Origin of the sequence: Nocardioides antri (assembly GCF_008373765.1) — a bacterium.
Classification (GTDB): domain Bacteria; phylum Actinomycetota; class Actinomycetes; order Propionibacteriales; family Nocardioidaceae; genus Nocardioides; species Nocardioides antri.
In genome coordinates this window covers 312,983-336,368 of the sequence record NZ_VUJW01000001.1, presented here as the reverse complement: position 1 = coordinate 336,368, position 23,386 = coordinate 312,983, and the positions used below count along the sequence as shown (strand labels likewise).

24 protein-coding genes and 1 riboswitch are annotated in these 23,386 nt (G+C 70.4%); of the genes, 9 read left to right on the top strand and 15 right to left on the bottom strand.

The features are described 5' to 3' along the window. Positions 1-7: 7 nt before the first annotated feature. The 3 genes from F0U47_RS01645 to F0U47_RS01635 all read right to left on the bottom strand — a co-directional run bounded on the left by F0U47_RS01645 (position 8) and on the right by F0U47_RS01635 (position 1,799). Complete coding sequence (locus tag F0U47_RS01645; protein WP_149748565.1) at positions 8-997, bottom strand: C40 family peptidase; 990 nt, start codon at positions 995-997, stop codon at positions 8-10. Positions 998-1,010: 13 nt separating this feature from the next. Beyond that, positions 1,011-1,172, bottom strand: a riboswitch (cyclic di-AMP (ydaO/yuaA leader). Positions 1,173-1,324: 152 nt separating this feature from the next. Further along, the gene (locus F0U47_RS01640; protein ID WP_149748564.1) at positions 1,325-1,528 is read right to left on the bottom strand and encodes a hypothetical protein; all 204 of its coding nucleotides are present in this window, start codon (positions 1,526-1,528) and stop codon (positions 1,325-1,327) included. Positions 1,529-1,568: 40 nt separating this feature from the next. Continuing rightward, a complete protein-coding gene (locus tag F0U47_RS01635; protein ID WP_149748563.1) occupies positions 1,569-1,799 on the bottom strand; it encodes a hypothetical protein in 231 nt (76 codons plus the stop codon). 62 nt (positions 1,800-1,861) lie between these two features. On the opposite strand from F0U47_RS01635, the gene F0U47_RS01630 reads away from it, so the two are divergent. Both F0U47_RS01630 and F0U47_RS01625 read left to right on the top strand, forming a co-directional pair. Beyond that, positions 1,862-3,577, top strand: a complete 1,716-nt coding sequence (locus F0U47_RS01630; protein ID WP_149748562.1) for a DEDD exonuclease domain-containing protein — start codon at positions 1,862-1,864, stop codon at positions 3,575-3,577. Then, positions 3,574-3,852 carry an Lrp/AsnC family transcriptional regulator gene (locus F0U47_RS01625; protein WP_149748561.1) on the top strand — a complete coding sequence of 93 codons (279 nt, stop codon included), beginning with the start codon at positions 3,574-3,576 and terminating at the stop codon, positions 3,850-3,852. Before F0U47_RS01630 ends, F0U47_RS01625 begins: the two co-directional genes overlap by 4 nt. A 22-nt stretch (positions 3,853-3,874) precedes the next feature. Here the strand turns inward: F0U47_RS01625 and F0U47_RS01620 are convergent, their stop codons facing one another. The 4 genes from F0U47_RS01620 to F0U47_RS01605 form a co-directional block, all read right to left on the bottom strand. Next, on the bottom strand, positions 3,875-6,145 hold the full coding sequence (locus tag F0U47_RS01620) for a hypothetical protein (protein ID WP_149748560.1): 2,271 nt from the start codon (positions 6,143-6,145) through the stop codon (positions 3,875-3,877). A 154-nt stretch (positions 6,146-6,299) separates the two neighbouring features. Continuing rightward, positions 6,300-7,334: an anthranilate phosphoribosyltransferase gene (trpD, locus tag F0U47_RS01615; RefSeq protein ID WP_149748559.1), complete on the bottom strand. Its 1,035-nt coding sequence runs from the start codon at positions 7,332-7,334 to the stop codon at positions 6,300-6,302. Beyond that, on the bottom strand, positions 7,334-7,735 hold the full coding sequence (locus F0U47_RS01610; RefSeq protein WP_188111123.1) for an Rv3143 family two-component system response regulator: 402 nt from the start codon (positions 7,733-7,735) through the stop codon (positions 7,334-7,336). The genes trpD and F0U47_RS01610 overlap by 1 nt, the downstream gene beginning before the upstream one ends. A gap of 10 nt (positions 7,736-7,745) precedes the next feature. After that, entirely contained in the window at positions 7,746-8,618 is an 873-nt protein-coding gene (locus F0U47_RS01605; RefSeq protein ID WP_246159368.1) for a cytochrome c oxidase assembly protein, read from the bottom strand. An 85-nt stretch (positions 8,619-8,703) separates the two neighbouring features. Here F0U47_RS01605 and ctaE point away from each other — a divergent pair, with 85 nt between their 5' ends. The 4 genes from ctaE to qcrB all read left to right on the top strand — a co-directional run bounded on the left by ctaE (position 8,704) and on the right by qcrB (position 13,157). Next, positions 8,704-9,348 carry an aa3-type cytochrome oxidase subunit III gene (gene ctaE / locus F0U47_RS01600; RefSeq protein ID WP_149748556.1) on the top strand — a complete coding sequence of 215 codons (645 nt, stop codon included), beginning with the start codon at positions 8,704-8,706 and terminating at the stop codon, positions 9,346-9,348. Positions 9,349-9,415: 67 nt separating this feature from the next. Then, complete coding sequence (qcrC, locus tag F0U47_RS01595) at positions 9,416-10,288, top strand: cytochrome bc1 complex diheme cytochrome c subunit (RefSeq protein ID WP_149748555.1); 873 nt, start codon at positions 9,416-9,418, stop codon at positions 10,286-10,288. Next, entirely contained in the window at positions 10,285-11,424 is a 1,140-nt protein-coding gene (gene qcrA / locus F0U47_RS01590; protein ID WP_149748554.1) for a cytochrome bc1 complex Rieske iron-sulfur subunit, read from the top strand. Before qcrC ends, qcrA begins: the two co-directional genes overlap by 4 nt. A 2-nt stretch (positions 11,425-11,426) precedes the next feature. Next, positions 11,427-13,157 carry a cytochrome bc1 complex cytochrome b subunit gene (gene qcrB, locus F0U47_RS01585; protein WP_149748553.1) on the top strand — a complete coding sequence of 577 codons (1,731 nt, stop codon included), beginning with the start codon at positions 11,427-11,429 and terminating at the stop codon, positions 13,155-13,157. Positions 13,158-13,329: 172 nt separating this feature from the next. Here the strand turns inward: qcrB and F0U47_RS01580 are convergent, their stop codons facing one another. The 4 genes from F0U47_RS01580 to ctaC all read right to left on the bottom strand — a co-directional run bounded on the left by F0U47_RS01580 (position 13,330) and on the right by ctaC (position 17,817). Then, entirely contained in the window at positions 13,330-14,553 is a 1,224-nt protein-coding gene (locus F0U47_RS01580; RefSeq protein ID WP_149748552.1) for a L,D-transpeptidase, read from the bottom strand. A 167-nt stretch (positions 14,554-14,720) separates the two neighbouring features. Beyond that, positions 14,721-15,137: a cytochrome c oxidase subunit 4 gene (locus tag F0U47_RS01575; RefSeq protein WP_149748551.1), complete on the bottom strand. Its 417-nt coding sequence runs from the start codon at positions 15,135-15,137 to the stop codon at positions 14,721-14,723. Beyond that, entirely contained in the window at positions 15,137-16,873 is a 1,737-nt protein-coding gene (ctaD, locus tag F0U47_RS01570; protein ID WP_149749079.1) for an aa3-type cytochrome oxidase subunit I, read from the bottom strand. The genes F0U47_RS01575 and ctaD overlap by 1 nt, the downstream gene beginning before the upstream one ends. A gap of 53 nt (positions 16,874-16,926) precedes the next feature. Continuing rightward, positions 16,927-17,817 (bottom strand): aa3-type cytochrome oxidase subunit II, encoded by an 891-nt coding sequence (gene ctaC / locus F0U47_RS01565; protein ID WP_246159367.1) that lies wholly within the window; start codon positions 17,815-17,817, stop codon positions 16,927-16,929. A gap of 103 nt (positions 17,818-17,920) precedes the next feature. Between ctaC and F0U47_RS01560 the strand changes: the two genes are divergently transcribed. Both F0U47_RS01560 and F0U47_RS01555 read left to right on the top strand, forming a co-directional pair. After that, complete coding sequence (locus F0U47_RS01560) at positions 17,921-19,033, top strand: cysteine desulfurase family protein (RefSeq protein WP_149748550.1); 1,113 nt, start codon at positions 17,921-17,923, stop codon at positions 19,031-19,033. A gap of 11 nt (positions 19,034-19,044) precedes the next feature. Continuing rightward, positions 19,045-19,269 (top strand): sulfurtransferase TusA family protein, encoded by a 225-nt coding sequence (locus F0U47_RS01555; RefSeq protein ID WP_223162615.1) that lies wholly within the window; start codon positions 19,045-19,047, stop codon positions 19,267-19,269. Here F0U47_RS01555 and F0U47_RS01550 read toward each other — a convergent pair. Beyond that, on the bottom strand, positions 19,262-20,251 hold the full coding sequence (locus F0U47_RS01550; RefSeq protein ID WP_306439271.1) for a carbohydrate kinase family protein: 990 nt from the start codon (positions 20,249-20,251) through the stop codon (positions 19,262-19,264). The genes F0U47_RS01555 and F0U47_RS01550 overlap by 8 nt on opposite strands. A 64-nt stretch (positions 20,252-20,315) precedes the next feature. Between F0U47_RS01550 and F0U47_RS01545 the strand changes: the two genes are divergently transcribed. Then, positions 20,316-20,528, top strand: coding sequence for a P-loop NTPase family protein (locus F0U47_RS01545; protein WP_149748548.1), 213 nt, complete (start codon positions 20,316-20,318; stop codon positions 20,526-20,528). Positions 20,529-20,594: 66 nt separating this feature from the next. On the opposite strand, the gene erpA is transcribed toward F0U47_RS01545, so the two are convergent. From erpA to F0U47_RS01530, 3 genes are all read right to left on the bottom strand, one after another. Beyond that, a complete protein-coding gene (gene erpA / locus F0U47_RS01540) occupies positions 20,595-20,939 on the bottom strand; it encodes an iron-sulfur cluster insertion protein ErpA (protein ID WP_149749076.1) in 345 nt (114 codons plus the stop codon). Between the two features lie 183 nt (positions 20,940-21,122). Next, a complete protein-coding gene (locus tag F0U47_RS01535; RefSeq protein ID WP_246159366.1) occupies positions 21,123-22,238 on the bottom strand; it encodes an NAD(P)-dependent alcohol dehydrogenase in 1,116 nt (371 codons plus the stop codon). A gap of 33 nt (positions 22,239-22,271) precedes the next feature. Then, positions 22,272-23,357 (bottom strand): glycerate kinase family protein, encoded by a 1,086-nt coding sequence (locus F0U47_RS01530; RefSeq protein WP_149748546.1) that lies wholly within the window; start codon positions 23,355-23,357, stop codon positions 22,272-22,274. Between the last annotated feature and the right edge of the window lie 29 nt (positions 23,358-23,386).

Sequence of the window (23,386 nt, the reverse complement as noted above, 5' to 3'; positions counted from 1 at the left end):
GGCGAGATCAGCCAGGGCGGACTGCGCCGACGTACGGCATCGAGTGGAGGTCGGCAACCCGGACCCCTGCACCAGGGTTGGCAGCGCCGGCGATCAGGCCGTTGCCGATGTACATCTCGACGTGGCTGATCGGGCTGTAGTAGAACACCAGGTCGCCGGGCTGGAGCTGGCTCTCCGAGACGCGCGTGCCGCTGCTGTACTGCGCGCTGGACGAGTGCGGAAGGGAGACGCCGGCCTGGGCCCACGCCATCATCGTCAGGCCGGAGCAGTCCCACGCGTCGGGCCCGGCGGCGCCGTAGACGTAGGCGTCGCCGATCTGGGCCATGAGGAAGTCCACCGCGGCCGCGGCGCGACCCTCGGCCGGCACGTCGGACGGGGCGCGGACGTCACCGTCGCGGGAGAGGATCGCCGCGCGCTCCTCGGCCTCGAGCTCCTCGAGGAGCCCCTCGGCCTCGGCCAGCTTGTCGTCGACCGTCTCCTTCTCGTCCTGGAGCTCCGCCTCGAGGTCGGCGACCTGGTCACGCCGGTCGGCGGTCTCGGTGCGACGGATCGTGTAGGCCTTGAGCTCGTCGTTGTAGTCGGCGAGCAGCGAGTCCTGGAGGTCGCTGACGGTGGTGAGCGTCGAGAGCTCGTTGAGGAACGCGTCCTCGTCGGAGTTGAGCAGCTGTCCGCCCGGCCCGAGGGTCTGGCCCTGGAACTGGCGGATCACCGCGTTGCGGACGTCGGACCGGACCTCGGCGACCTGGTCGCCCTGCCGGACCTCGTCGGACTCGAGCGAGTCGAGCTCGTCGTTGAGCTCGTCGAGCTCGACCTTCGCGTCGTGGTAGCGCTCCTGAGCCTGCTCCGCCTCGAGGAAGAGACGGTCGACCCGGGCGCGGACGTCGTCGATGTCGGGTTCGGCCTGGGCGGGCCCGGAGGCGCTGGCCATGAGCCCGATGGAGCCGACGAGCGCGAGCGCGCTCAGCGCGGTGGTGAAACGTGTGCGGCCGTTCAGCACGTGCTGGCGGTCCCCTCTTGGTGTCGTACGCCTACCGGGTGAGCTGACGGGTTCGGGCACGACTTGCCCTACCCGTGCTCCTCACGACCGTGTCCCACGATCGCGCCTCGCACGGGATTCACCCCAGAAAGGTTGGGTCCCCGGCTCCGGGGCCGCTGTGCGGCACCGGACTCGACGCGGTGCCCGCGCGGATCGGTCGATCCACTTCCACGGACACCTGAGCGAGCAGCCTAGACCGCCTCCCAGGCCACGCCAAACCCCGGCTCGCCGTGATGTGAGCAAGATCGAGCGCTTCGTGTCACAACTGTCACACAAGTCACATGCGTGTCAGGCGGACTCGACCTCCGGACCGTCGACGGGGCGCACGAGCCGCAGCCGCGGCACCAGTCCCTCGTCGGCCAGGACGTCGAGCGCCCGCAGCTCCTCGTCGTCGATCGTCAGCTCCGGCGGCGGTCCGAGGAGCACGGTGACCACGCAGTCGTGGCACGCCAGGCCTCGGACCAGGCAGGTGTCACAGTCGATCTTCGTCATGGCCCGACGGTGACAGGGGGCCCCGACACAACGGTCGTCGTCAGGCGTCGGTGCGGTCGACGAGCTCGATCGCGTCGTCCCGGCCGCACCAGCGGCAGCGCACTGACTCCACGGTCTCCGCGAGGACGACGGTGTCGTCGACCGCGTGGTCACCGGCGAGGTCGAAGTGCCAGTACTCCGTCGTACGGCGGCTCCGGGTCACGTCGAACCGGGTCAGGTTTCCGCAGCCGCCGCAGCGCCAGCGCCGGCTGGAGTCCGGGAGTGCGATCACGGCGGCGAGTCTAGGAGCGAGCCTCCCGCGTCGTGTCGGGGGTGCGCCCTAACGTCCAGAACATGACCACCGCGCCCGTCCGCAGCCGCTGGGAGGAGCAGCGGAGCTTCGACGAGCTCGGCCGCCCGCTCCGGGACGTGACGTTCTGCGTGGTCGACCTCGAGACGACCGGCGGCTCGCCGGGCGCCGGCGACATGATCACCGAGATCGGGGCCGTCAAGGTCCGCGGCGGCGAGGTGATGGGCGAGTTCCAGACCCTGGTCAACCCGCACACCTCGATCCCGGCGTTCATCGCGGTGCTCACCGGCATCACCAACGGCATGGTCGCCGACGCCCCGCCGATCACCTCCGCGCTCCCAGCGTTCCTGGAGTTCGCCCGCGGCTCGGTGCTGGTCGCGCACAACGCCGGCTTCGACGTCGGCTTCCTGCGCCACTTCGCTCGCGAGCAGGACCTCCCGTGGCCCGACTTCGAGGTGGTCGACACCGTCAAGCTCGCCCGCCGGGTGGTGACCCGCGACGAGGCGCCCAACCACAAGCTGTCGTCGCTCGCGCGGGTCTTCCGCTCGGGCACCACGCCCAACCACCGCGCCCTGGCCGACGCCCGGGCGACGGTCGACGTCCTGCACGGCCTCCTCGAGCGGCTCGGGAGCGTCGGGGTCCACACCCTCGAGGAGCTCCAGACCTACTCCTCGAAGGTCGCAGCCGCCCAACGGCGTAAGCGGCACCTCGCCGACCGGCTCCCCCACGCCCCCGGCGTCTACCTCTTCTGCGACGAGCAGTCACGGGTGCTCTACGTCGGCACCTCCAAGGACCTGCGCCGGCGGGTGCGCTCCTACTTCACCGCCTCCGAGACCCGGTCCCGGATGGGCGAGATGGTCCAGCTGGCCTCGTCGGTCACCGGGATCGAGTGCGCCACCCCGCTGGAGGCCGAGGTCCGGGAGCTCCGGCTCATCGCCGAGCACAAGCCGAGCTACAACCGGAGGTCCCGGTTCCCGGAGAAGGTCACGTTCCTCAAGCTGACCCGCGAGCCGTGGCCGCGGCTCTCCCTCGTCAAACGGGTCCTCGACGACGACGCCGACTACCTCGGGCCGTTCTCGTCCCGGTCCGCCGCGGAGAGCTGCCTGGCGGCCCTGCACGAGACCTTCCCGATCCGGCAGTGCTCCGACCGCTTCGGGCGCCGGCCGTCCCGCGCCGCGTGCGTCCTGGCCGAGCTGGGCAGGTGTCTCTCGCCCTGTGACGGCAGCGTCGACCAGGGCACCTACGCGGCCGTCGTCCGGCAGCTGCGCGACGCGCTGCTGCGCCAGCCCGACGACGTCGTCGAGCTCGTCAACGAAAAGATGGCCGCGCTCGCCGAGCAGGAGCGGTTCGAGGAGGCCGGGGTCCACCGCGACCGGCTGGCGTCGTTCGTGCGCGCCGCGGCCCGCACCCAGCGGCTCACGTCGCTCACCCGGTGCCCGGAGGTGGTGGCCACCCGCCGCGAGGACCCTTCGACAGGCTCAGGGACCGGAGTCCGTTGGGAGGTCCACGTGGTCCGCCACGGCCGTCTCGCGGCCGCCGGCGTCATCCCGAAGGACGTCGACGCCCGGACCTACGTCGAGCAGCTGCGGGTCTCGGCCGAGACCGTCGTGCCGAGCGTCGGCCCGATCCCCGCGGCCACCGCCGAGGAGTCCGAGCGGATCCTGCGCTGGCTCGAGCTGCCCGGCGTCCGGCTCGTCGAGGTCGATGGCGAGTGGACCTGTCCCGTCCGTGGGGCGGGGCGCCCTAACCTTGGCCCATGATCACCGCCATCGTCTTCGTGAAGGCCGACGTCGCCCGGATCCCTGAGGTCGCCGAGGGGATCGCTGCCCTCGAGGGCGTCAGCGAGGTCTACTCCGTGACCGGTCAGATCGACCTGATCGCGCTCGTTCGGGTCCGCCGGCACGACGAGGTCGCGGCGGTCGTCGCGGACCAGCTCAACAAGGTCCCCGGCGTCGTCGGCACCGAGACCCACATCGCCTTCCGCGCCTACTCGCGGCACGACCTCGAGTCCGCGTTCTCCCTCGGTCTCGACTAGCGGCGGCTCGCCGGCTCCGCCCTCAGCGGATCACCCTCGCCGTCGGTGGGCTGGTGCGCTTGACGGTCTCGTAACCCAGGAGGCTGCCGGTCACCGAGACGGTGATCCGCTTGCCTCGCGCAGCGCGGGGGATCACGAACGTCGACCGTGCACCCTTCCTCCCGGTGACGCGGTTCGTGCCGATCTTCCACCGGTAGCTGAGCTTGACGCCCTCCGGGCCCCAGTAGCCGGGCGAGACCGTCAGCGTCTCACCCACCTTCGCGTATCCGGAGATGAAGGGCTGGCCCACGGTGAGCTGGCCGGGCGTCACGGGGGCCGTCGGCGCACTCGCGACAGTCCGAGGCGTGTAGCCCGGCCGGCGACCGGTGACCTTGAGGACGATCGGCTGACCGACGGCACTCGGCGGCACGGTCAGGTAGCTGGAGCCCTCTTCGAGCAACGTGGTGCCGGCGAACCACGAGTACGTCAGAGAGGATCCGTTGGGGTCCCAGTCGGTCACGCTGCCGTTGAGCCGCTGTCCGACCTTGGGCGTGCCCGTCACCACCGGCGTCGCGCCCGCCATCGTCGCACCGAGGATGTCGACCGCGGCGCTCTCCTTCGGGACAGGAGCAAAGCCTGCCTTCGAGCCGGTGACGGCCACCGAGATCCGTGCGCCGACGTCCTCAGCGCGGATCGTGTAGTTGGCGAAGTTCGAGCCGGAGATCACGCTGCCGTTGCGCAGCCACTGGTAGCTGTAGCGCTCGGGCGTCGGTGTCCAGACCCCCGGGTCGACCGCGAGCGTCTTGCCGTACTCCGCGACGCCGTCGACGACGATGGACGGCGTGCCCGTCGACGTCCACGTCTGCAGCTCGATGGGACCGTACGGCGCGCTCGTCCATGCCTTGTCGTCGAAGTTCAGGCGCTTGGCGGTCGCGACGACCGTGATCGTCTTTCCCGCGTGGCCGGCAGCCAGCGTCAAGGACTGACCGCTCGCGCCGGAGATCGCCGAGCCGTCGGCGTACCACCGCCACGTCCAGGTGTCCTCCCGGGGGACGGTGTGGCCGATCTGAGCGGTGAGCACGTCACCGGCAGCGGCACTGCCGTCGGACGGGCCGGTGATGACGGGCGCCTCGCCCTCGACGAACGTCCCGTTGGCGATGGGCGTCGTGACGTACCACCTGGCCGACTCGCCGGTCGACGGGTACGTCTCGTAGCGCCGCCCGTCGACGACCCCGGTCACCAGCACGATGAGGACGTGGCCCTCGTCCCCCGCCGTCGGCACGTAGGCCTGGCGATCGGCGTCTGGGATCGCCGCCCACTTGGTCATGTCACCGCTGAGCGCGTAGAAGGAATTCGTGCGGTACCACCGGAAGCGCAGCTCGACGGGGACGCCGGACGGGGATCGCCAGCCGTTGCCGGGGTCGTCGTAGCGCTCGATCGAGTCGGTCGACGGGATCGGGTCGTAGACCAGCGCATTGCCGACGCCGCGGATCCCGGCGATCACGCCGCCATCGTGCACGGGGTTGGGCTCGACGCCGGTTCCGGCGGAGCAGCTCGAGCCGAGCCGGACGTCGTCGAGCATCGCGACCGAGTCGAGGTCGCCGTTGAGGGCGTCCGCGATCTCGATCTCGACGGTCTCCGCACCGTTGGCGAAGTCGAGCGGTACCCGCGCGGTGTCGCGGGTGGTGACGCTGTTGAGCGCCGTCGCCTCGGGCAGCCACGGCTCCTCGGCCGTGCCCGGGACGGGGTCGAGCGGGTCGCCGGGGTGGTGCCAGTACTTGACAGCGTTGACCATGTACGGCTTCGGCTCCGCGGGCCAAGCGGCCTGGTTGAAGTAGCCGCGGCCGGCGTTCGTCGCGTAGTCGACGCCGTCGTTGACGACGGTCAGCTGGTCCCCCGGCACGGTCTCGGTGTACTTCTGCACCGGCTCCTCGGTGCCGAGCGCGAAGTCCACGAACAGGCAGCGGACGCCCGCTGACGGCTCGACGGTCAGCGTGATCGACGAGGAGTCCGGTTCACCGTCGCCACCGAGGTCGGTGCTCAGCTGCGCGTCCGGGTCCGGGGATGCGGGGAAGACCGAGCCGGCGAGGCCGGTGGACAACACGTAGTAGTCCGCGCCCTGAGACGGGAAGTCGTTGAACAGCCGGTTCGTCACCACCCCGCTGCCGGTGGTGACCGCGGTGACGCCGGCTGGCAGACCGAGCGCAGTGGTCGGGTCCGGAGCGGCGTGCGCGGACGGCGCGACCCCCAGCACCGACAGCGAGCTGCCGATCACCGCTCCGAGAACAGGCAGCACCAGTCGATGCGTCGTCACGAGATTCCCTCCGATGGATGTCCCCACGTCCGGGAGGAGACGCCACATGTCCCTCGGGTCTGCTCCCGCCGCGACCGTATGCGGAGTCGGCTGCCCGCCGGGACGGACGGGAGGCCACTCCTGCTAGTCCCTTGGGACTAGTCAGCAGCAGGCCTCAGGACGAGGCGGCGGCGACCCAGCGGTCCAGGGCCGCCCGGGCGGCGCCGGAGTCGATCGCCTCGGCGGCGCGGGCCATGCCGGCGGCGAGCGCCTCCTGCACGTCGGCGCCGGGTGCGTCGTACACAGCGAGCGCGGCGCCGGCGTTGAGGACGACGGCGTCACGGACCGGCCCGGTCTCCCCCGCCAGCAGCCGGCGTACGACGCCCGCGTTGTGCTCGGCGTCCCCGCCGCGCAGCGCGTCCCTGTCGACGAGGGGCAGGCCGAGCAGGCCGGGGTCGACCGAGGTGGTCGAGACGTTCCCCTCGTGGGCGACCCACACGGCCGAGGTCGTGGTCGTGGTCAGCTCGTCGAGGCCGTCGTCGCCGCGGAAGACCCAGGCATCGATGCCCCGCGCCGCGAGGACGCCCGCCATGATCGGCGCGACCCGGGGGTCGGCGCAGCCCACGGCCCGCGCCTGGGCGTGAGCGGGGTTCGTCAGCGGGCCGAGCATGTTGAACGTGGTGCCGATGCCGAGCTCGCTGCGCGCCGGGCCGGCGAACCGGAGCGCCGGGTGGAACGTCTTGGCGAAGCAGAACGTGATGCCCGCCTCGTCGGCGACGGCCGCCACCCGCTCCGCCGTCAGGTCGAGCCGGATCCCGAGGGCGCGGAGCACGTCGGCCGAGCCGGACTGTGAGCTCGCCGACACGTTGCCGTGCTTGACCACCTTCGCCCCAGCGCCGGCGGCCACGATCGCCGCCATCGTCGAGATGTTGACCGACATCGAGCGGTCACCGCCGGTGCCGACCACGTCGAGCAGCCGCCCGGGGACCGAGATCGGCGTCGCGGCGGCGTACATCGCGTCGACCAGGCCGGTGACCTCGGCAACCGTCTCACCCTTGGCCCGCAGCGCGACCGCGAAGCCGGCGATCTGGGCGTCGGTCGCCTCGCCGGCGAGGATCTCGCCCGTGGCCCACGCCACCTGCGCGGAGGTGAGCTCGCCGCCGGCGACGAGCGTGCTGAGGACCTCCGGCCAGGTGTGACCGGACGCCATCAGGCGGGGACGCGCGAGCGCAGCAGGGCGATGGCCGCCTCGGCGAGCTGGATCGGGTCGATCGGGTGCGGTACCGCGGCGTCGGCGCGCGACCAGGTGGCGAGCCAGGCGTCCTGCGGGCGTCCGGTCAGGACCAGCAGCGGCGGGCACTGGTAGATCTCGTCCTTGAGCTGCTTGGCGATGCCCATGCCGCCGGCCGGGACCGCCTCGCCGTCGAGGATCGCCAGGTCGATGTGGCCGGCGTCCATGTTCTGGATCACGACGGGCTCGGTCGCTACCTCGACGTACTCCACCTCGGGCAGGTCCGGGTGGGGGCGGCGCCCCAGCGCCAGGATGACCTGCTCGCGCGTGTGCACGTCGTCGCTGTAGACGAGGACCTTGAGTGCCTGGGAGTCCGTCACGTGCGGGATGTTACTCGGAGCGCGCTTCCAGCCGGTCGAGGCGTCTGTCCTCGCGCTCGGCCTCCTTCATCGAGGCCCGCACCCACTGGACGAAGAGAACGACGAAGAAGACGATGCCGACCAGGTCCCCGGCACCCCACAGGATCCCGCCGGCCAGCTCCTGGTCGGCTCGGGGGTCGGGCAGCCAGGCGCCCATCGGGCCGTCGTGGAGGGCGGGGTAGTGGTCGCCGCCGATGAGCGCGCTCTGACCCATGATCGTGACCCCGAGGAAGGCGTGGAACGGCAGCGTGAGCACGGTGAGCAGCACCCGGAACGGGTGGGCGACCCGCCCAGGGAGCGGGTCGACCCCGACGATCGGCCAGAAGAAGAGGGCGCCGACCGCCACCAGGTGGACGTGCATCATCTCGTGGACGTAGGCGTTCGACAGGGAGGCGTCGTACCAGCTGGTGAAGTAGAGGGCCCAGGGCGAGATCACGTAGAGCAGGAACGTGAGCGGCGGGAAGGACAGCACCTTCGCCACCCGCGAGTGGAGCACCGCGAGCAGCCAGCCGCGGGGGCGCTTCGGCAGGGTCCGGAGCGCCAGGGTCACCGGCGCGCCCAGCGCAAGGGACAGCGGCACGATCATCGACAGCACCATGTGCTGCGCCATGTGGACGCTCAGCAGCACGGTGTCGTAGGCGGCGAGGCCCGAGGAGGTCGCCAGGTAGAACGCGAGCATCCCGACGCCCCACGCGATCGACCGCCCGACCGGCCACCGGTCCCCGCGCTTGGCCAGGACTAGCACGCCGAGGGCGTAGAGCCCGACCGACCACACCGTCACCACCAGGGGCAGCGGGGCGAGCGTCCACTCGGTCACGAGCGTCGCCCAGGAGAGCGGATCCACGTACTGACGGTACGTCCTCGCGGGGGGCCGTCCGATTCCAGGGGGTCGGGGAGACGTCGGGGTCCGGTATCGACATAATGACCCCGTGGCGACCACAGCAACCGCATCTCTCCCGGCCTCGCGACTGCACGGCCAGCACGACCGACCCAGCATGGTCGCCGTCGGCACCATCATCTGGCTCTCGAGCGAGCTGATGTTCTTCGCGGCCCTGTTCGCGTCGTACTTCACGATCCGCTCGGTGAGCCCCGACATGTGGGCGGAGAACACCGCCCTGCTGAACGTGCCGTTCGCGTCGATCAACACCACGATCCTGGTGCTGTCGTCCTTTACGTGCCAGCTGGGCGTGTTCGCGGCCGAGCGCGGTCAGGTGGGACGCACCGGCTCCATGCTCAAGGTCAGCGGCTGGGGCCTGCGCGAGTGGTTCATCCTCACCTACATCATGGGCGCCATCTTCATCGGCGGCCAGGCGCTGGAGTACGCCGAGCTGATCCACGAGGGCGTCACCATCCCGCACGACGGCTACGGCACGATGTTCTACCTGACCACCGGGTTCCACGGCATCCACGTGACGGGCGGTCTGATCGCGTTCCTGTTCGTCCTCGGCCGGACCTACCTCGCCAAGCGCTTCACCCACGAGCAGGCGGTCAGCGCGATCGTCGTCTCCTACTACTGGCACTTCGTCGACGTGGTCTGGATCGGCCTGTTCGCGACGATCTACCTCGTCAAGTGAGCGACGTGACACCCACGACACTGCCGACGAAGACCAACTGTCCGTTCCGGATCTGCAAGGACTGAATGTGCGCCTCCTGAACCGCTCCGCCGGCCGCCTGTCGCGGTACCGCCGCGGACCGATCGCCGGCCTCGTCGTACTCCTGCTCGGTCTGCTGCTGACCGGCGGTCTCTACGCCGCGTTCGCGCCCGCGCAGGCCGACTCCACCGAGAGCCAGGAGGAGCTCGTCAAGGAGGGCCGCGAGCTCTTCCTCGTCGGCTGCGCCTTCTGCCACGGCCAGAACGGTGAGGGCGTCCTCACCCAGGGCGGCGACCAGTACGGCCCGGCGCTGACCGACGTCGGCGCCGCGGCGGTCGACTTCCAGGTCGGCACCGGCCGGATGCCGATGGCCGCCCCGGGCGCCCAGGCCCCGCGCAAGGAGGTCGTCTACACCGACGCGGAGATCGAGGCGCTGTCGGCGTACGTCGCCAGCCTCGGCACCGGCCCTGAGATCCCGGACCCCGAGCTCTACGACACCAGCACACTGTCGGAGGAGGAGTACGAGGAGTACGTCGTCCGCGGCGGACAGATCTTCCTGGCCAACTGCACGGCGTGCCACAACTTCGAGGGCTCCGGCGGCGCGATGCCGCGCGGCGGCTACGCGCCGAAGATCCGCGGGGTTGAGCCGAAGCACATCTACGAGGCGATGCTCACGGGCCCGCAGTCGATGGACACGTTCTCCGACGGCAACATCCCGCCGGACGACAAGAAGGCCGTCATCGCCTACCTCGAGACGCTGGACGAGCAGCCCAATTACGGCGGCTTCACGCTCGGCAGCCTCGGCCCGGTGAGCGAGGGCATGGTCGCCTGGTTCATCGGCATCGGCGGCCTGGTCGCGTTCGCGATCTGGATCGCCGCACAGACGACACGCACGAACAAGAAGGACGGGGCGGACGCGTGACCACCATCGAGCCGCACGGGCACGGCGGCCAGCTCGATCCCGAGGAGCCGATCCCGAACCCCGGTCTCCCCGTGCACCAGCCGCGGCCGACCGACGTCGACCCGGCGAAGGAGAAGCGGGCCGAGATCCAGATCGCCGCGCTCTTCGGGCTCTCCGCGCTCTGCACCGTCCTCTTCGTCGTCGCCTACTTCACCTACGACGTCGGCGACAGCTGGCACGTGATCGGTGGGCTCGGCGCCTCCACCGTCGCGCTCGGCGCCACCCTCGCCGGCGCGCTGCTCTTCATCGGCATCGCGATCATCCAGTGGGCGCGCAAGCTGATGGGCGACCACGAGCTCGTCGAGGCGCGCCACCCGTCCTACTCCGAGGAGGCGGACCGGGAGCGGGCCCTCGCGGACCTCAAGATCGGCTACGAGGAGACCGGCATCGCGCGCAGGCCGCTCGTCCGCAACTCCGCGCTCGCCGCACTCGGTCTGGTCAGCATCGGCCCGCTGGTGATGCTCCGCGACCTCGGCACGCTGCCGGGCGACAAGCTCGAGCACACGATCTGGGGCCAGGGCGGCCGCGAGATCAAGATCGTCGAGAACGGCAAGGAAGTCACCGTCCAGGTCCCGAAGATGCGGATCTCGCGCGACGCGATCGGCACCCCGATTCTCGCGTCGGACCTCGAGATCGGCGACCTCGTCAACGCGCAGCCGGAGGCGCTGTTCAACCCCGGCCGCTACTACTTGGAGCACGCCGACGTCGAGGGCACCGAGCTCCAGATCCACAAGAGCAAGGCGTCGCTCATCCTCCTCCGGATGGAGCCGGCCGACATCAAGCCGGGCAAGGGCCGCGAGGACTGGGACGTCAACGGCATCGTCGCCTACTCGAAGATCTGCACCCACGTCGGCTGCCCGATCTCCTTGAACGAGCGGACGACCCACCACCTGCTCTGCCCGTGCCACCAGTCGACGTTCGACCTCGCCGACTCCGGACGAGTCGTCTTCGGCCCGGCCGGCCGGCCGCTCCCGCAGCTGCCGATCGAGATCGACGAGCAGGGCTACCTGGTCGCGCAGAGCGACTTCACCGAACCGGTCGGACCCAGCTACTGGGAACGTGACTACGAACGCGACCGCTTTGCGGAAGGTGACTGATGATGAAGACCGCTGACGTCGCTTCGACGAACGGCACGGAGCCCGCGACCCCGAAGCGGAGCGCCAAGGCTGCCGGTGCCGTCGCGACCTGGGCCGACGAACGGCTCGGCCTCGCGAAGGCCACCAAGGGCATGTCCCTGCGCAAGGTCTTCCCCGACCACTGGTCCTTCATGCTCGGCGAGATCGCGCTGTGGAGCTTCGTGGTCCTGCTGCTGACCGGCGTGTTCCTCACGCTGTTCTTCGACCCGAGCATGGCCGAGGTCCAGTACAACGGGTCCTACGACCCGCTGCGCGGCGTCCACATGTCGCGGGCGATGGCGTCGACCCTGGAGATCTCCTTCGACGTCCGCGGCGGCCTGCTGATGCGGCAGATGCACCACTGGGCGGCCATGATCTTCATCGCCGCGATGATGATCCACCTGATGCGGGTCTTCCTCACCGGCGCGTTCCGCAAGCCGCGTGAGGTCAACTGGCTCATCGGCTGCCTGCTGCTCCTGCTCGGCACGATCGAGGGCTTCACCGGCTACTCGCTCCCCGACGACCTGCTGTCCGGCACCGGCGTCCGGGCCGCGGACGGCTTCATGAAGGCCAGCCCCGTCATCGGCACCTACATGTCGTTCTTCCTCTTCGGTGGCGAGTTCCCGGGCGACCAGATCATCCCGCGCTTCTACGCGATCCACATCCTGCTCATCCCCGGCATCCTGCTCGCGCTGATCACGGCCCACCTGATCCTGGTCGTCTACCACAAGCACACGCACTGGCCCGGGCCCGGCAAGACCGAGGACAACGTCGTCGGTCCCCCGCTGATGCCGATCTACATGGCGAAGGCCGGTGGCTTCTTCTTCATCGTGTTCGGCATGACCGCGCTGCTCGGCGGCCTGTTCACGCTCAACCCGGTGTGGAAGTTCGGACCCTACGACCCGTCCAAGGTCACCGCTGGGTCCCAGCCCGACTGGTACATGGGCTGGCCCGACGGCCTCCTCCGGATCATCCCGCCGTGGGAGACCCATATCTGGGGCGTGACGCTCTCGTGGAACATCATGCTGCCGATCCTCATCGCGCCGCCGCTGCTGCTCATGGTGCTGATGGCGCTGCCGTTCATCGAGGCGTGGGTGACAGGCGACAAGCGGGAGCACCACCTGCTCCAGCGCCCGCGCAACGCCCCGACCCGCACGGCCGTCATGGCCGCGCTGGTCACCTTCTACGGCCTCGCCTGGGCCGCGGGCGGCAACGACATCATCGCGATCAAGATGCACCTCAGCATCAACCAGATCACGTACTTCTTGCGGGCCGCGATCATCATCGGGCCGATCCTGGCGTTCATCATCGCCCGCCGCTGGTGCATCTCCCTCCAGCGGCACGACCAGGAGAAGCTCCTGCACGGCTACGAGACCGGTGTCATCGTCCGTTCGCCGGACGGCGGCTACGCGGAGAAGCACCTGCCGATCGACGAGACGAAGGCCTACGTCCTCACCGCTCGCGACCGGGAGGAGGTCTACTCCCCCAACGGCTCGGCCGACGGGACGGGCGTCGCCGCTCCGGGCGGCAAGCGGGCCGAGGTGACCAGGAAGATCCGGGCCAAGCTGTCGGCGCTGATGTTCGCCGACAACGTGCAGAAGCCGACCGCCGAGGAGCTGCACGAGGCGCAGCACCACTCGGAGCACGAGCTGCACGAGCTGGAGCACCACATCGCGACCGGCCCGAACAAGCACGGCCCGAGCTCGGACCACTAGGTCCCCGCCGGCACGCCGAAGGCCCGCTCCCTCCCAGAGGGGGCGGGCCTTCGTCCTTTCCCACGAATGACGAACATCACGCCGTACGCGGCCGTCCTGCACGGCCTGAACGTGCTGGCAGGCATGATCTCTGCCAGGGGCTGGCCCCATCGGACGAGGCCGCCCTACCGGGTCAGAGCGCGGAGCCCGCCTGGTACTCCGACCACGGGATGTTCCAGTCGCCGTAGCCGTTGTCGGGCTCCATCGGCCGGTCGGTGCCGGTGTACTCGACCACGTCGCCCCGCAGGGTCATGGCGTAGAGCCAGGCGGCGTTGTCCGTGCTCATGCCGGTGCAGCCGTGGGACACGTTGGCGTTGCCCTGGGAGCCCACCGACCACGGGGCGGCGTGGATGAACTCACCGGAGTAGGTGAGACGCATCGCCCACTGGACGTCGTCGATGTCGTAGGCCTCCGCGGAGCCGGCCGGGATGCCGATCGTCTCGGAGTTCATCCGCTTCACGTCGAACTTCTCGATGATCACCTTCACGCCGGACCGGGTCGTGAACCCCTCCTTGCCGGTGGTGATCGGGATCGTGCGGAGCAGCGAGCCGTTCGAATAGACCTTCATCTGGTGGGTCTGCGCGTTGACCTCGTAGACGTGGGCGTCGCCGACCGAGAAGTCGACCTGGCGGTCCTCCTGGCCGTAGATGCCGGCACCCGCGTCGACACCGTTGATGTCGAGGTCGACACTGACCTCGGTGCCCGCCTGCCAGTAGGTCTTCGGCCGGTAGTGCGCCTCGGTGCTGCTCACCCAGCGCCAGATTCCGGTCTGCTTCGGGGTGGTCGTGACGTGCATGTTGCGCTCGAAGGCCGCCTGGTCGGTCACCGGGATGTCGAAGGTGACGACGACCGGCATGCCGACGCCGACGGTCTCGCCGTCGAGCGGGGCGACCGAGGGATAGGTCTGCTGGTCGAGGGTGAGCGTCTCGGTGGTGAAGCTGGACGTCCTGCGGACGGTCTCGCCTTCGGCGTCCTTGCCCACGGACTTCACGGTGTAGGTGACGCCCGGCTCGAGGAGGTCGTCGGCGGTCCAGCGAGAGCCGTCGTCGGAGATCGTGCCGGGCAGCTCGCCGGACGGCTGGCTCACGGTGACCTTGGTCAGCGTGGCGTCCTTGGCCGTCACCTTCAGTTCCGTGTCGACGGGGACGTCGGTCGCACCCTTCTTGACGCTCGTCTTCAGCAGCGCCTGTGCGGACGCCGGAGCCGTGGTCTCGCTGTCGTCGCCGCCGCCGGCCGCCGAAATGGCATCCTCGGCAGCACTGCAGCCACTGAGCAGCACAGCGGTGACGGCCAGCCCGGCAAGACCGCGACGGTACGCGGAGCGGGTGCGACGAGCGCGGGTCGACAGGGCATGCATGCGAGAGATGTCCTTTGCGAGGGTGGTCAGCCGGCGGAGTCGCCGGACCAAAAGGGTAACCCGGCACCCCAGGCGATCCTGACTTCTCGCACGTCGCCTATCTCACGCGTCGCGCTGGCAACCCGGCGCCGGTGTGATGCTGTCACCCGCCCCTCGGACGAGGTGGCTCAGTGCGCGTGCTCGCCGCGGTAGTACTCGAAGATGAATCCCGAGAGCGCCAGGACGCCGAGGGCCGAGCCCAGGACCACCAGCCACCAGGCGGTGACGGCGAGGGCGAGCACGATGATGCCGAGCGTGCAGGCGCACCAGAACGGCCACCAGGAGTACGGCGGGAAGAAACCCAGCTCACCGGCGCCGTCGGCGATCTCACCGTCGGTACGGTCCTCGGGCCGGGGGTTCATCCGCTGGGCGTGGAACCCGAGGTACAGGGTGACCATCGCCGTCAGCAGCGTGGTCATCACCAGGGCGGAGGTGCCGGTCCAGTCGGCGCCGGTGTCACCGGTCTCGGTGATGAACCAGTAGGCCGGGGTGACCAGCACCAGGAAGACGGTGGTGATGCCGAAGAGCCATGCCTCGACCTTCATCAGACCTCATCCTCCGTGGCGTCGTGACGGTAGCTGTGGCTGTCGGGGTCGCCGGCGTCCTTCTTGGCCTGCTGCTGGGCGATGTGCTCCCCCCGGCCGCGTGCCTCCGGTGCGTCCACCAGCTTGCCGGTGGTCTCGGCCGGGTTGGCGTCGATCTCGATCGCCGCGATCTCCGGGTGGTGGAGGTCGAACGCCGGGGACTCCGAGCGGATCCGGGGCAGGCTGTGGAAGTTGTGGCGCGGCGGCGGGCAGCTGGTCGCCCACTCGAGCGAGCGGCCCCAGCCCCACGGGTCGTCGACGCCGACGGGCTGCGTATTCCGGGTGATCCAGACGTTGTAGAAGAACGGCAGCATCGACGAGGCGAGGATGAACGCACCGATCGTCGAGATCTGGTTGAGCGTCGTGAAGCCGTCACCCGGCAGGTAGTCGGCGTAGCGCCGCGGCATGCCCTCGACGCCGAGCCAGTGCTGGATCAGGAACGTCGTGTGGAAGCCGATGAACAGCAGCCAGAAGTGGATCTTGCCGAGCCGCTCGTCGAGCATCTTGCCGGTGAGCTTGGGCCACCAGAAGTAGAAGCCGGCGAACATCGCGAACACGACCGTGCCGAACACCGTGTAGTGGAAGTGCGCCACCACGAAGTAGGAGTCGGAGACGTGGAAGTCGAGCGGCGGGCTGGCCAGGATGATGCCGGTCAGGCCACCGAAGAGGAACGTCGTGAGGAAGCCGACCGACCACAGCATCGGCGTGTCCATCCGCACGGAGCCGCCCCACATGGTGCCGATCCAGTTGAAGAACTTCACACCGGTCGGGACCGCGATCAGGAAGGTCATGCCGGAGAAGAACGGCAGGTTGACCGCTCCGGTGACGAACATGTGGTGCGCCCACACCGCCACCGACAGGATCGCGATGCCCATGGTCGCGCCGACCAGGCCGACGTAGCCGAAGATCGGCTTGCGGCTGAAGACCGGCAGGATCTCCGACACGATGCCGAAGAACGGCAGCGCGATGATGTAGACCTCGGGGTGCCCGAAGAACCAGAACAGGTGCTGCCAGAGGATCGCGCCGCCGTGGGACGGGTCGAACACGTGGGCCCCGAGCTGGCGGTCGGCCTCGAGCGAGAGCAGCGCGCCGGCGAGCACCGGGAACGCGATCAGCACGAGCAGGCTGGTGATCAGCACCGTCCACGTGAAGATCGACATCCGGAACATGGTCATGCCGGGGGCACGCATGCAGATGATCGTGGTGATGAAGTTGACCGCGCCGAGGATGGTGCCGAGACCGGCCATCCAGAGGCCCATGATCCACAGGTCGCCGCCGACGCCGGGGCTGTTCACCGAGTCCGACAGCGGGGTGTAGGCGAACCAGCCGAACGACGCCGCGCCCTGCGGGGTGAGGAAGCCGGCCGCGGCGATCAGGCCACCGAACAGGTAGAGCCAGTAGCTGAACATGTTGAGCCGCGGGAACGCGACGTCGGGGGCGCCGATCTGCAGCGGCATGATCGCGTTGCCGAAGGCGAAGAACAGCGGCGTCGCGAACAGCAGCAGCATGATCGTGCCGTGCATCGTGAACAGCTGGTTGAACGTCTCCTCGTTCACCACCTGGCTGCCCGGGTAGGCCAGCTCGGAGCGCATGAGCAGCGCCATGATGCCGCCGGCCATGAACCAGGCGAGCGACGTCGTGAAGTAGAGGTTGCCGATCAGCTTGTGATCGGTGGTGGTCATGACGCGCACCACCATCTGGCCGAGCGGCTTGCGCTCGGTGAGCTCCGCGGAACGCGCGACGGTGGCGGTCACTCGGTGTCCTCCTCGCTGTTGTTCACGTCTTCGAGGACCGGCGTGTTCGCGTAGGCACCGCCGACGACGGGCTCCTCGCTCACGTGGTCGGGGTCGGCGGCGAGCTCGGCCAGGTAGGCGTCGTACTCCTCCTGGGAGACGACCTTGACGTTGAACAGCATCCGGGAGTGGTAGGTGCCGCACAGCTCGTAGCACTTGCCGGCGAACTCACCGGTCTCGGTGGTCGTGACCTGGAACATGTTGTCGCGACCGGGGACGACGTCCATCCGCATGGCGAACGCCGGGATGCCGAAGTCGTGGATGACGTCGGGGCTGTAGAGCTGGAACTCGATCCGGCTGTCGACCGGGAGGACCAGGTCGGGCATGTCCTCGCCCGTGCCGGACACGAAGACGTTTGAGCCCTCCGCCGCGTCGACCGACTCGGGGTAGTTGAAGGTCCACTGCCACTTCTGGCCGACGACCAGCACCTCGACGTCCGGGTCGGGCTCGACCTCGAGCGCGACGTTCTGCACCCGCACGGTGTGCGAGAAGAACACGATCACCATGATGATCGGGAAGATCGTGTAGAAGATCTCGATCGGCAGGTTGTAGCGCGTCTGGATCGGGATCTCGTCGTCGCTGCGCCGCCGGAAGAAGACCACCGCCCCGAGGATCAGCCCCCAGGTGACGACCCCGGTGGCGAGCGCGGCGATCCACGACCCCTGCCACAGGTCCAGGATCTGCTGCCCCTCCTCCGTCACCGGAGAGGGCATCGCCAGCCGGCCCGCCTCTGTTTCATCCGAACAGCCGGTCAGGCCCAGCGCGAGTACGACGACGCCGACCAGAACGGCAGCGCGGCGCATGCGCCGGGCCGATCCACCCGTGCGCTCGGGGTGCCTCAAGCCCACGAACGAGCCTTCCTCTCGAGGGTCACAACTCCAGCGAACACTAGCGGACCCCGACCGCCCTCAGAGCGCCGGGTCTGAAACGTGGCACTACTACATTGTGAGCGTGACCAGCGCCCGTGGCTACCTCGACTCGGCGTCTGCCGAGCCGCTGCATCCCGCCGCCCGGGAGACCCTGCTCGCGGCGCTCGAACGGGGGTACGCCGACCCCCGCCGCCTCCACCGGGCCGGCCGGGAGGCGCGCCTGCTGCTCGACAACGCCCGGGCCGTCGTCGCGGAGTGCCTCGGCGCCCGCGCGGACGAGGTCGGCTTCGCCGCGTCGGGCACCGACGCCGTCCACCGCGGCCTGCTGGGCCTGGTCCGGGCCCGCTCGGCCACCGGCATCGTGCACGGCGCCGTCGAGCACTCCTCCGTGCTCCACGCGGTGGCCTGGCAGGACTCCCCCGGCCACGCGGTGGTCCCGGTCGACGCCCTCGGCCGGGTGGAGCCGGCCGCCGTCGACGCCGCCGCACGGCGGGCGGGCGTCGCCGTCGTCGCGCTCCAGGCGGCCAACCAGGAGGTGGGCACGGTCCAGCCAGTCGACCAGCTCGACCTGCCCGACGGCGTGCCGCTCTTCGTCGACGCCGCCGCCTCGGTCGGCCGGCTCCCGCTGCCCACCCGGTGGTCTGCGCTGGCGGCGTCGGCGCACAAGTGGGGAGGTCCGGCGGGCGTGGGCGTGCTCGCCGTACGCCGATCGGCGCGCTGGACGACCCCGTTCCCCGGGGACGACGGCCTCGACCAGCTCGGGGAGGCCGCCGTGCCCGCCGCGCTGGCCGCCGCCGCCGCGCTCCAGGCGGTGCTCGCCGAGCGGGAGGAGACCGCTGCCCGGCAGCACCGCCTCGTCGACCGGATCCGGGCCGCCGCCGCGGCGCTCCCCGACACCGAGGTGGTCGGCGACCCGGTCGACCGGCTGCCGCACCTCGTGACGTTCTCCTGTCTCTACGTGGGCGGCGACGAGCTGGTGACCGGCCTCGACCGGCGCGGGTTCGGGGTCGCCAGCGGCTCGGCCTGCACGGCGTCGACCCTCGAGCCGAGCCACGTGCTGGCCGCGATGGGCGCACTCACCCACGGCAACGTGCGGGTCTCCCTGCGTCGCGACACGACCGACGACGAGGTCGACGAGTTCTGCGCGGCACTCACCGACGTCGTCTCCGACATCCGCGCCGGGACGGGCCTGTGACCACCCCGCGGATGACCGAGCTGGACTGCCGCGGGCAGGTCTGCCCGCGCCCCATCATCGAGCTCGCCCGCGCCCTGCCGGGCGTCGCGATCGGCGACCTGCTCGCCGTGGTCGCCGACGACCCCGCCGCGCGCCACGACGTCCCCGCCTGGTGCCGCATGCGCGGCCAGGAGTACGTCGGCGAGGAGTCGGCCGACGACGGCGCCCCCCGCTACGTCGTGCGCCGGGTCAGCTGACGTACTTCCCGATCTCGGCGGCCGGCTCGTCGCCGTACGACGCCCGGAGCCGCTCCACGAACTCGGCCGCGGTGAAGGAGTACTCCTGCGGGCCGACCGTCTCGACGACGTACGCCGCCAGCACGCAGCCGGTCTGCGCAGCCCGCTCGAGGCTCAGGCCCCAGCCCAGCGCGGCGAGGAAGCCCGCACGGAACGCGTCGCCGACGCCGGTGGGCTCGACGGGCGTGACGTCCTTGGCGGCCGGGACCTCGATCACGGCCTGGTCGGTGCCCTGGATGCGGACGCCCTGGGCGCCCAGCGTGGTCACCTGGAGGCGGACCCGCTCCTGCACGTCGTCGCCGGTCCAGCCGGTCTTCTTCTCGATGACGTGGGACTCGTACTCGTTGGTGATCAGGATGTCCGCACCGTCGATGAGCTGCCGGATCAGGTCGCCGTCACCGAACGCGAGCTGCTGCGACGGGTCGGCGACGAAGCGGTAGCCGCGCTGGCGGCACTCCTCGGTGTGCCGGAGCATGGCCTCGGGGTCGTCGGGCCCGATCAGGACGTAGGCCGGCTCGCCGACCGCGTCGACGATCGGCTTGAGCTCGATCTCCCGCGCCTCGGTCATCGCGCCGGGGTAGAACGAGGCGATCTGCGCCATCGTGGAGTCGTTGGTGCACACGAAGCGGGCGGTGTGACGGGTCGGCGACACGTGGATGTGGTCGCAGTCGACACCGTGGCGCTCCAGCCAGGACTGGTAGTCGCCGAAGTCCTCGCCCACGGCGCCGACGAGCACCGGGCGCAGCCCCAGGACGCCGAGACCGAAGGAGATGTTGCCGGCGCAGCCGCCGCGGCGTACCTCCAGGTCGTTGACCAGGAAGCTCACCGAGAGCTTGTCGAGCTGCTCGACGACGAGCGAGTCGGCGAACTTGCCCTCGAACGTCATGAGGTGGTCGGTCGCGATGGAGGCCGCGATGAGGAGGGAGCCAGTGGCGTCAGTCACGACACGGAACACTACCGGCCGGTACGGCTGGGTCTACCTATCAGTAGCGCCTAGCGTCGACGACATGACCCCTTACGAGGAGCTCGACACCCCCACCCAGCTCCGGGCCGACTGCGAGGCCGTCAACGGCCAGCTCGCCCGGGCGGCCCGCAAGGTCACCGAGGCGCCGCCGAGCATCCACTTCGACGACTTCCCCCGCGAGGTCCCGAAGCGGGACATCCAGATCTCCGAGGCAGCGCAGCGGCTGGCCAACGCGCTGCACCTGCACCTCGACTGATCCCGGAACGACGAACGCCCCTGCCGAGCGGCAGGGGCGTTCGTCATTCGAACGTCTTGGGACCGCTCAGTGGAAGCTGTCTCCACACGCGCACGAGCCCGTGGCGTTGGGGTTGTCGATCGTGAAGCCCTGCTTCTCGATGGTGTCGACGAAGTCGATCACCGCGCCGTTGAGGTAAGGAACGCTCATCCGGTCGACGACGACGGCAACGCCGTCGAAGTCGGTGACCACGTCACCGTCGAGCGAGCGCTCGTCGAAGAACAGCTGGTAGCGCAGGCCGCTGCAGCCGCCGGGCTGCACGGAGATCCGCAGCGACAGGTCGTCGCGGCCCTCCTGCTCGAGGAGGCTCTTCACCTTGGCCGCGGCAACCGGGCTGAGGTTGATCTGGTCCTCACGACGGTCGACGGTCACCGGCGCGGCAACCGTCGCGGTCGCCGTGCTGGCCGTGCTCGCCGCGGGGGCTCCCTCAGCACCGTGGCTGTGGCCGTGTCCGCCGCATCCGCACTGGTCGCTCATGCTCTCTCCAGACAAGTCTCGGGTCGTTACGACACCTCAATGGTCCCACATCTGTGGTTATTCCCCATGTTGCGGCGATCACCAGGTGAGGACCGGCTTGACCACCAAGCCCTTGGCCGCGTCCTCGATCGCGTCGGCGATCCGCTCGAAGGGGTACCTCGTGACCAGGTGGTCGACGTCGAACGCCCCCTCCGAGCGCCGGCGGATCAGCTCGGGGACCATCGTCCGCGGGTCGGCGTCGCCCTCGACGGACGAGCGGATCACCTTGCCGGACTGGAGCAGGTCGATCGCGTCGATCGGGTACTCCGGCGCTCCGAGCCCGAGCGCGACCAGCGTCCCGCGCATCCGCAGCGAGTGCTGGGCCTGCTGCACCACGGCCGGGATGGCCGTCGTGTCGATGGCGTACGACGCCCCGCCGCCGGTCAGCTCCTTGACCTGGTCGGGCACGGGCGCGGTGCCGGGCTCGTCCGCGGTCGGGTCGAGGGCGCGGGCGCCGTACTCCTCGGCGAGGCGGCGGCGCGCCGGCACCGGGTCGACCGCGATCACGGTCCCCACCCCGGCACCGCAGGCGGCCGCGACGGCCGCGAGCCCGACGGCCCCGGCGCCGTAGACCACGAGGCTGTCGTCAGGCCCCGCTCGCAGCACGTTGAGGACCGTGCCGGCCCCGGTCTGGAAGCCGCAGCCGAAGGGGGCCAGGAGCGCGAGGTCGAGGTCCTTCGGCACGACCACGCAGTTGTCGGCGTAGGCCAGCGCATGCCGGGCGAAGCTGGACTGACCGAAGAACGACCCGAACACGGTCTCGCCTCCGCGGCGTATGGTCGTGGACCCGTCCGGGCGCATCCCCATGTAGTTGAGGAGCAGGCTCTGCTCGCAGTAGCCGACGTCTCCGGCCGTGCAGGTGGAGCAGGCGCGGCACGAGCGGAAGCTCATGACGACGTGGTCGCCGACCTCGATGCCGGTCACGTCGGCGCCGACCGCTTCGACCACGCCGGTCCCCTCGTGGCCCATCACCGTCGGGAACATCTCGGCGGGGAGCATCGTCGGCACCGTCAGGTCCGTGTGGCAAAGCCCGGTCGCGATGACCCGGACCAGCACCTCGTCGGGACGCGGGTCGTCGAGCTCGACCTCGGTGAGGGTGAACGGGTGGTCGGCCCCGGTGAACGGAGCCTCGGCGAGGAGAACAGTCGTCTGCACCGGGCAAATCTAGAACATGTTCTAGCGATCGACCTAGCGCGACCAGGTCCTGGCGACCCGCTCGGCGAGCGCGGCCAGCGACCCTGCGGGGTCGGAGAACGCGCGCTCCTCCCCCACCAGGTCGACGAGGGAGTACGCCGAGTCCATCCCGAGCGCGCGCATCTCGCGGGACCCCACGAGCACCTGGCCGGCGAGCGCGACGCACGGCCGCAGCGCCGCGGCGGCGACCGCCGCGACGCCGGCCGGCACCTTCCCGGCGCGACTGCTGAAGTCGAAGGCCCCTTCCCCGGTGACGACGATGTCCGAGGCGCGGGCGCGCTCGGCCAGGCGTACAGCGTCCGCGACCAGCTCGATCCCGGAGCGTCGCTCCGCGCCGAGCAGCATCAGCGCGAAGCCGAGCCCGCCGGCGGCGCCGGCTCCCTTCTCCAGCGCGAGTCGCCGGTCGGTCACCGCCGCCAAGTGCTCGAGGTGGCCGTCGAGTCGGGCGATCTGGTCCTCGGACAGGCCCTTCTGCGGGCCGAAGGTCTTCGCGGCACCGAACAAGCCCGCGAGGGGGCTGTCAACGTCGGACGCTGCCACCAGCTCGACTCCGTCCACCCGTGCCCGGGCAGGCGCCAGGTCCACCTCGGTCACGCCCTCGAGCGCGACGCCGCCGCCGTCGAGCGGCACGTCCGCGCGGGCGCCGAGCGCGGCCAGCAGGCCGGCGCCCCCGTCGGTCGAGGCCGAGCCGCCGAGGCCGACCACGACCCGCCGCGCCCCGGCGGCGACCGCCTCGTCCACCAGCCGGCCGACCCCCACCGTGGTGGCACGCTCGCCGGCCTCGCCGCCGGTGAGCTGGAGCCCGCACGCCTGGGCGCTCTCGACGTACGCCGTCCCGTCGACCAGGAGCAGCGTGGCCGGCACCTCCGCCCCCAGCGGACCGGGCACCGCGGTCACGAGCAGCTCGCCGCCGAGCGTGGCGTGCAGCACGTCGACGAAGCCGGGACCGCCGTCGGACATCGGCGCCAGGTCGATCTCGTCCTCCGGTGCCCGCCGCCGCCAGCCGTCCGCGATCGCGTCGGCGGCCTCGACCGCACTGAGCGTCCCGGCGAACTTGTCCGGCGCCACCAATATCCGCATGCGCGCCATCCTGCCCAAGCCGTAGCGTC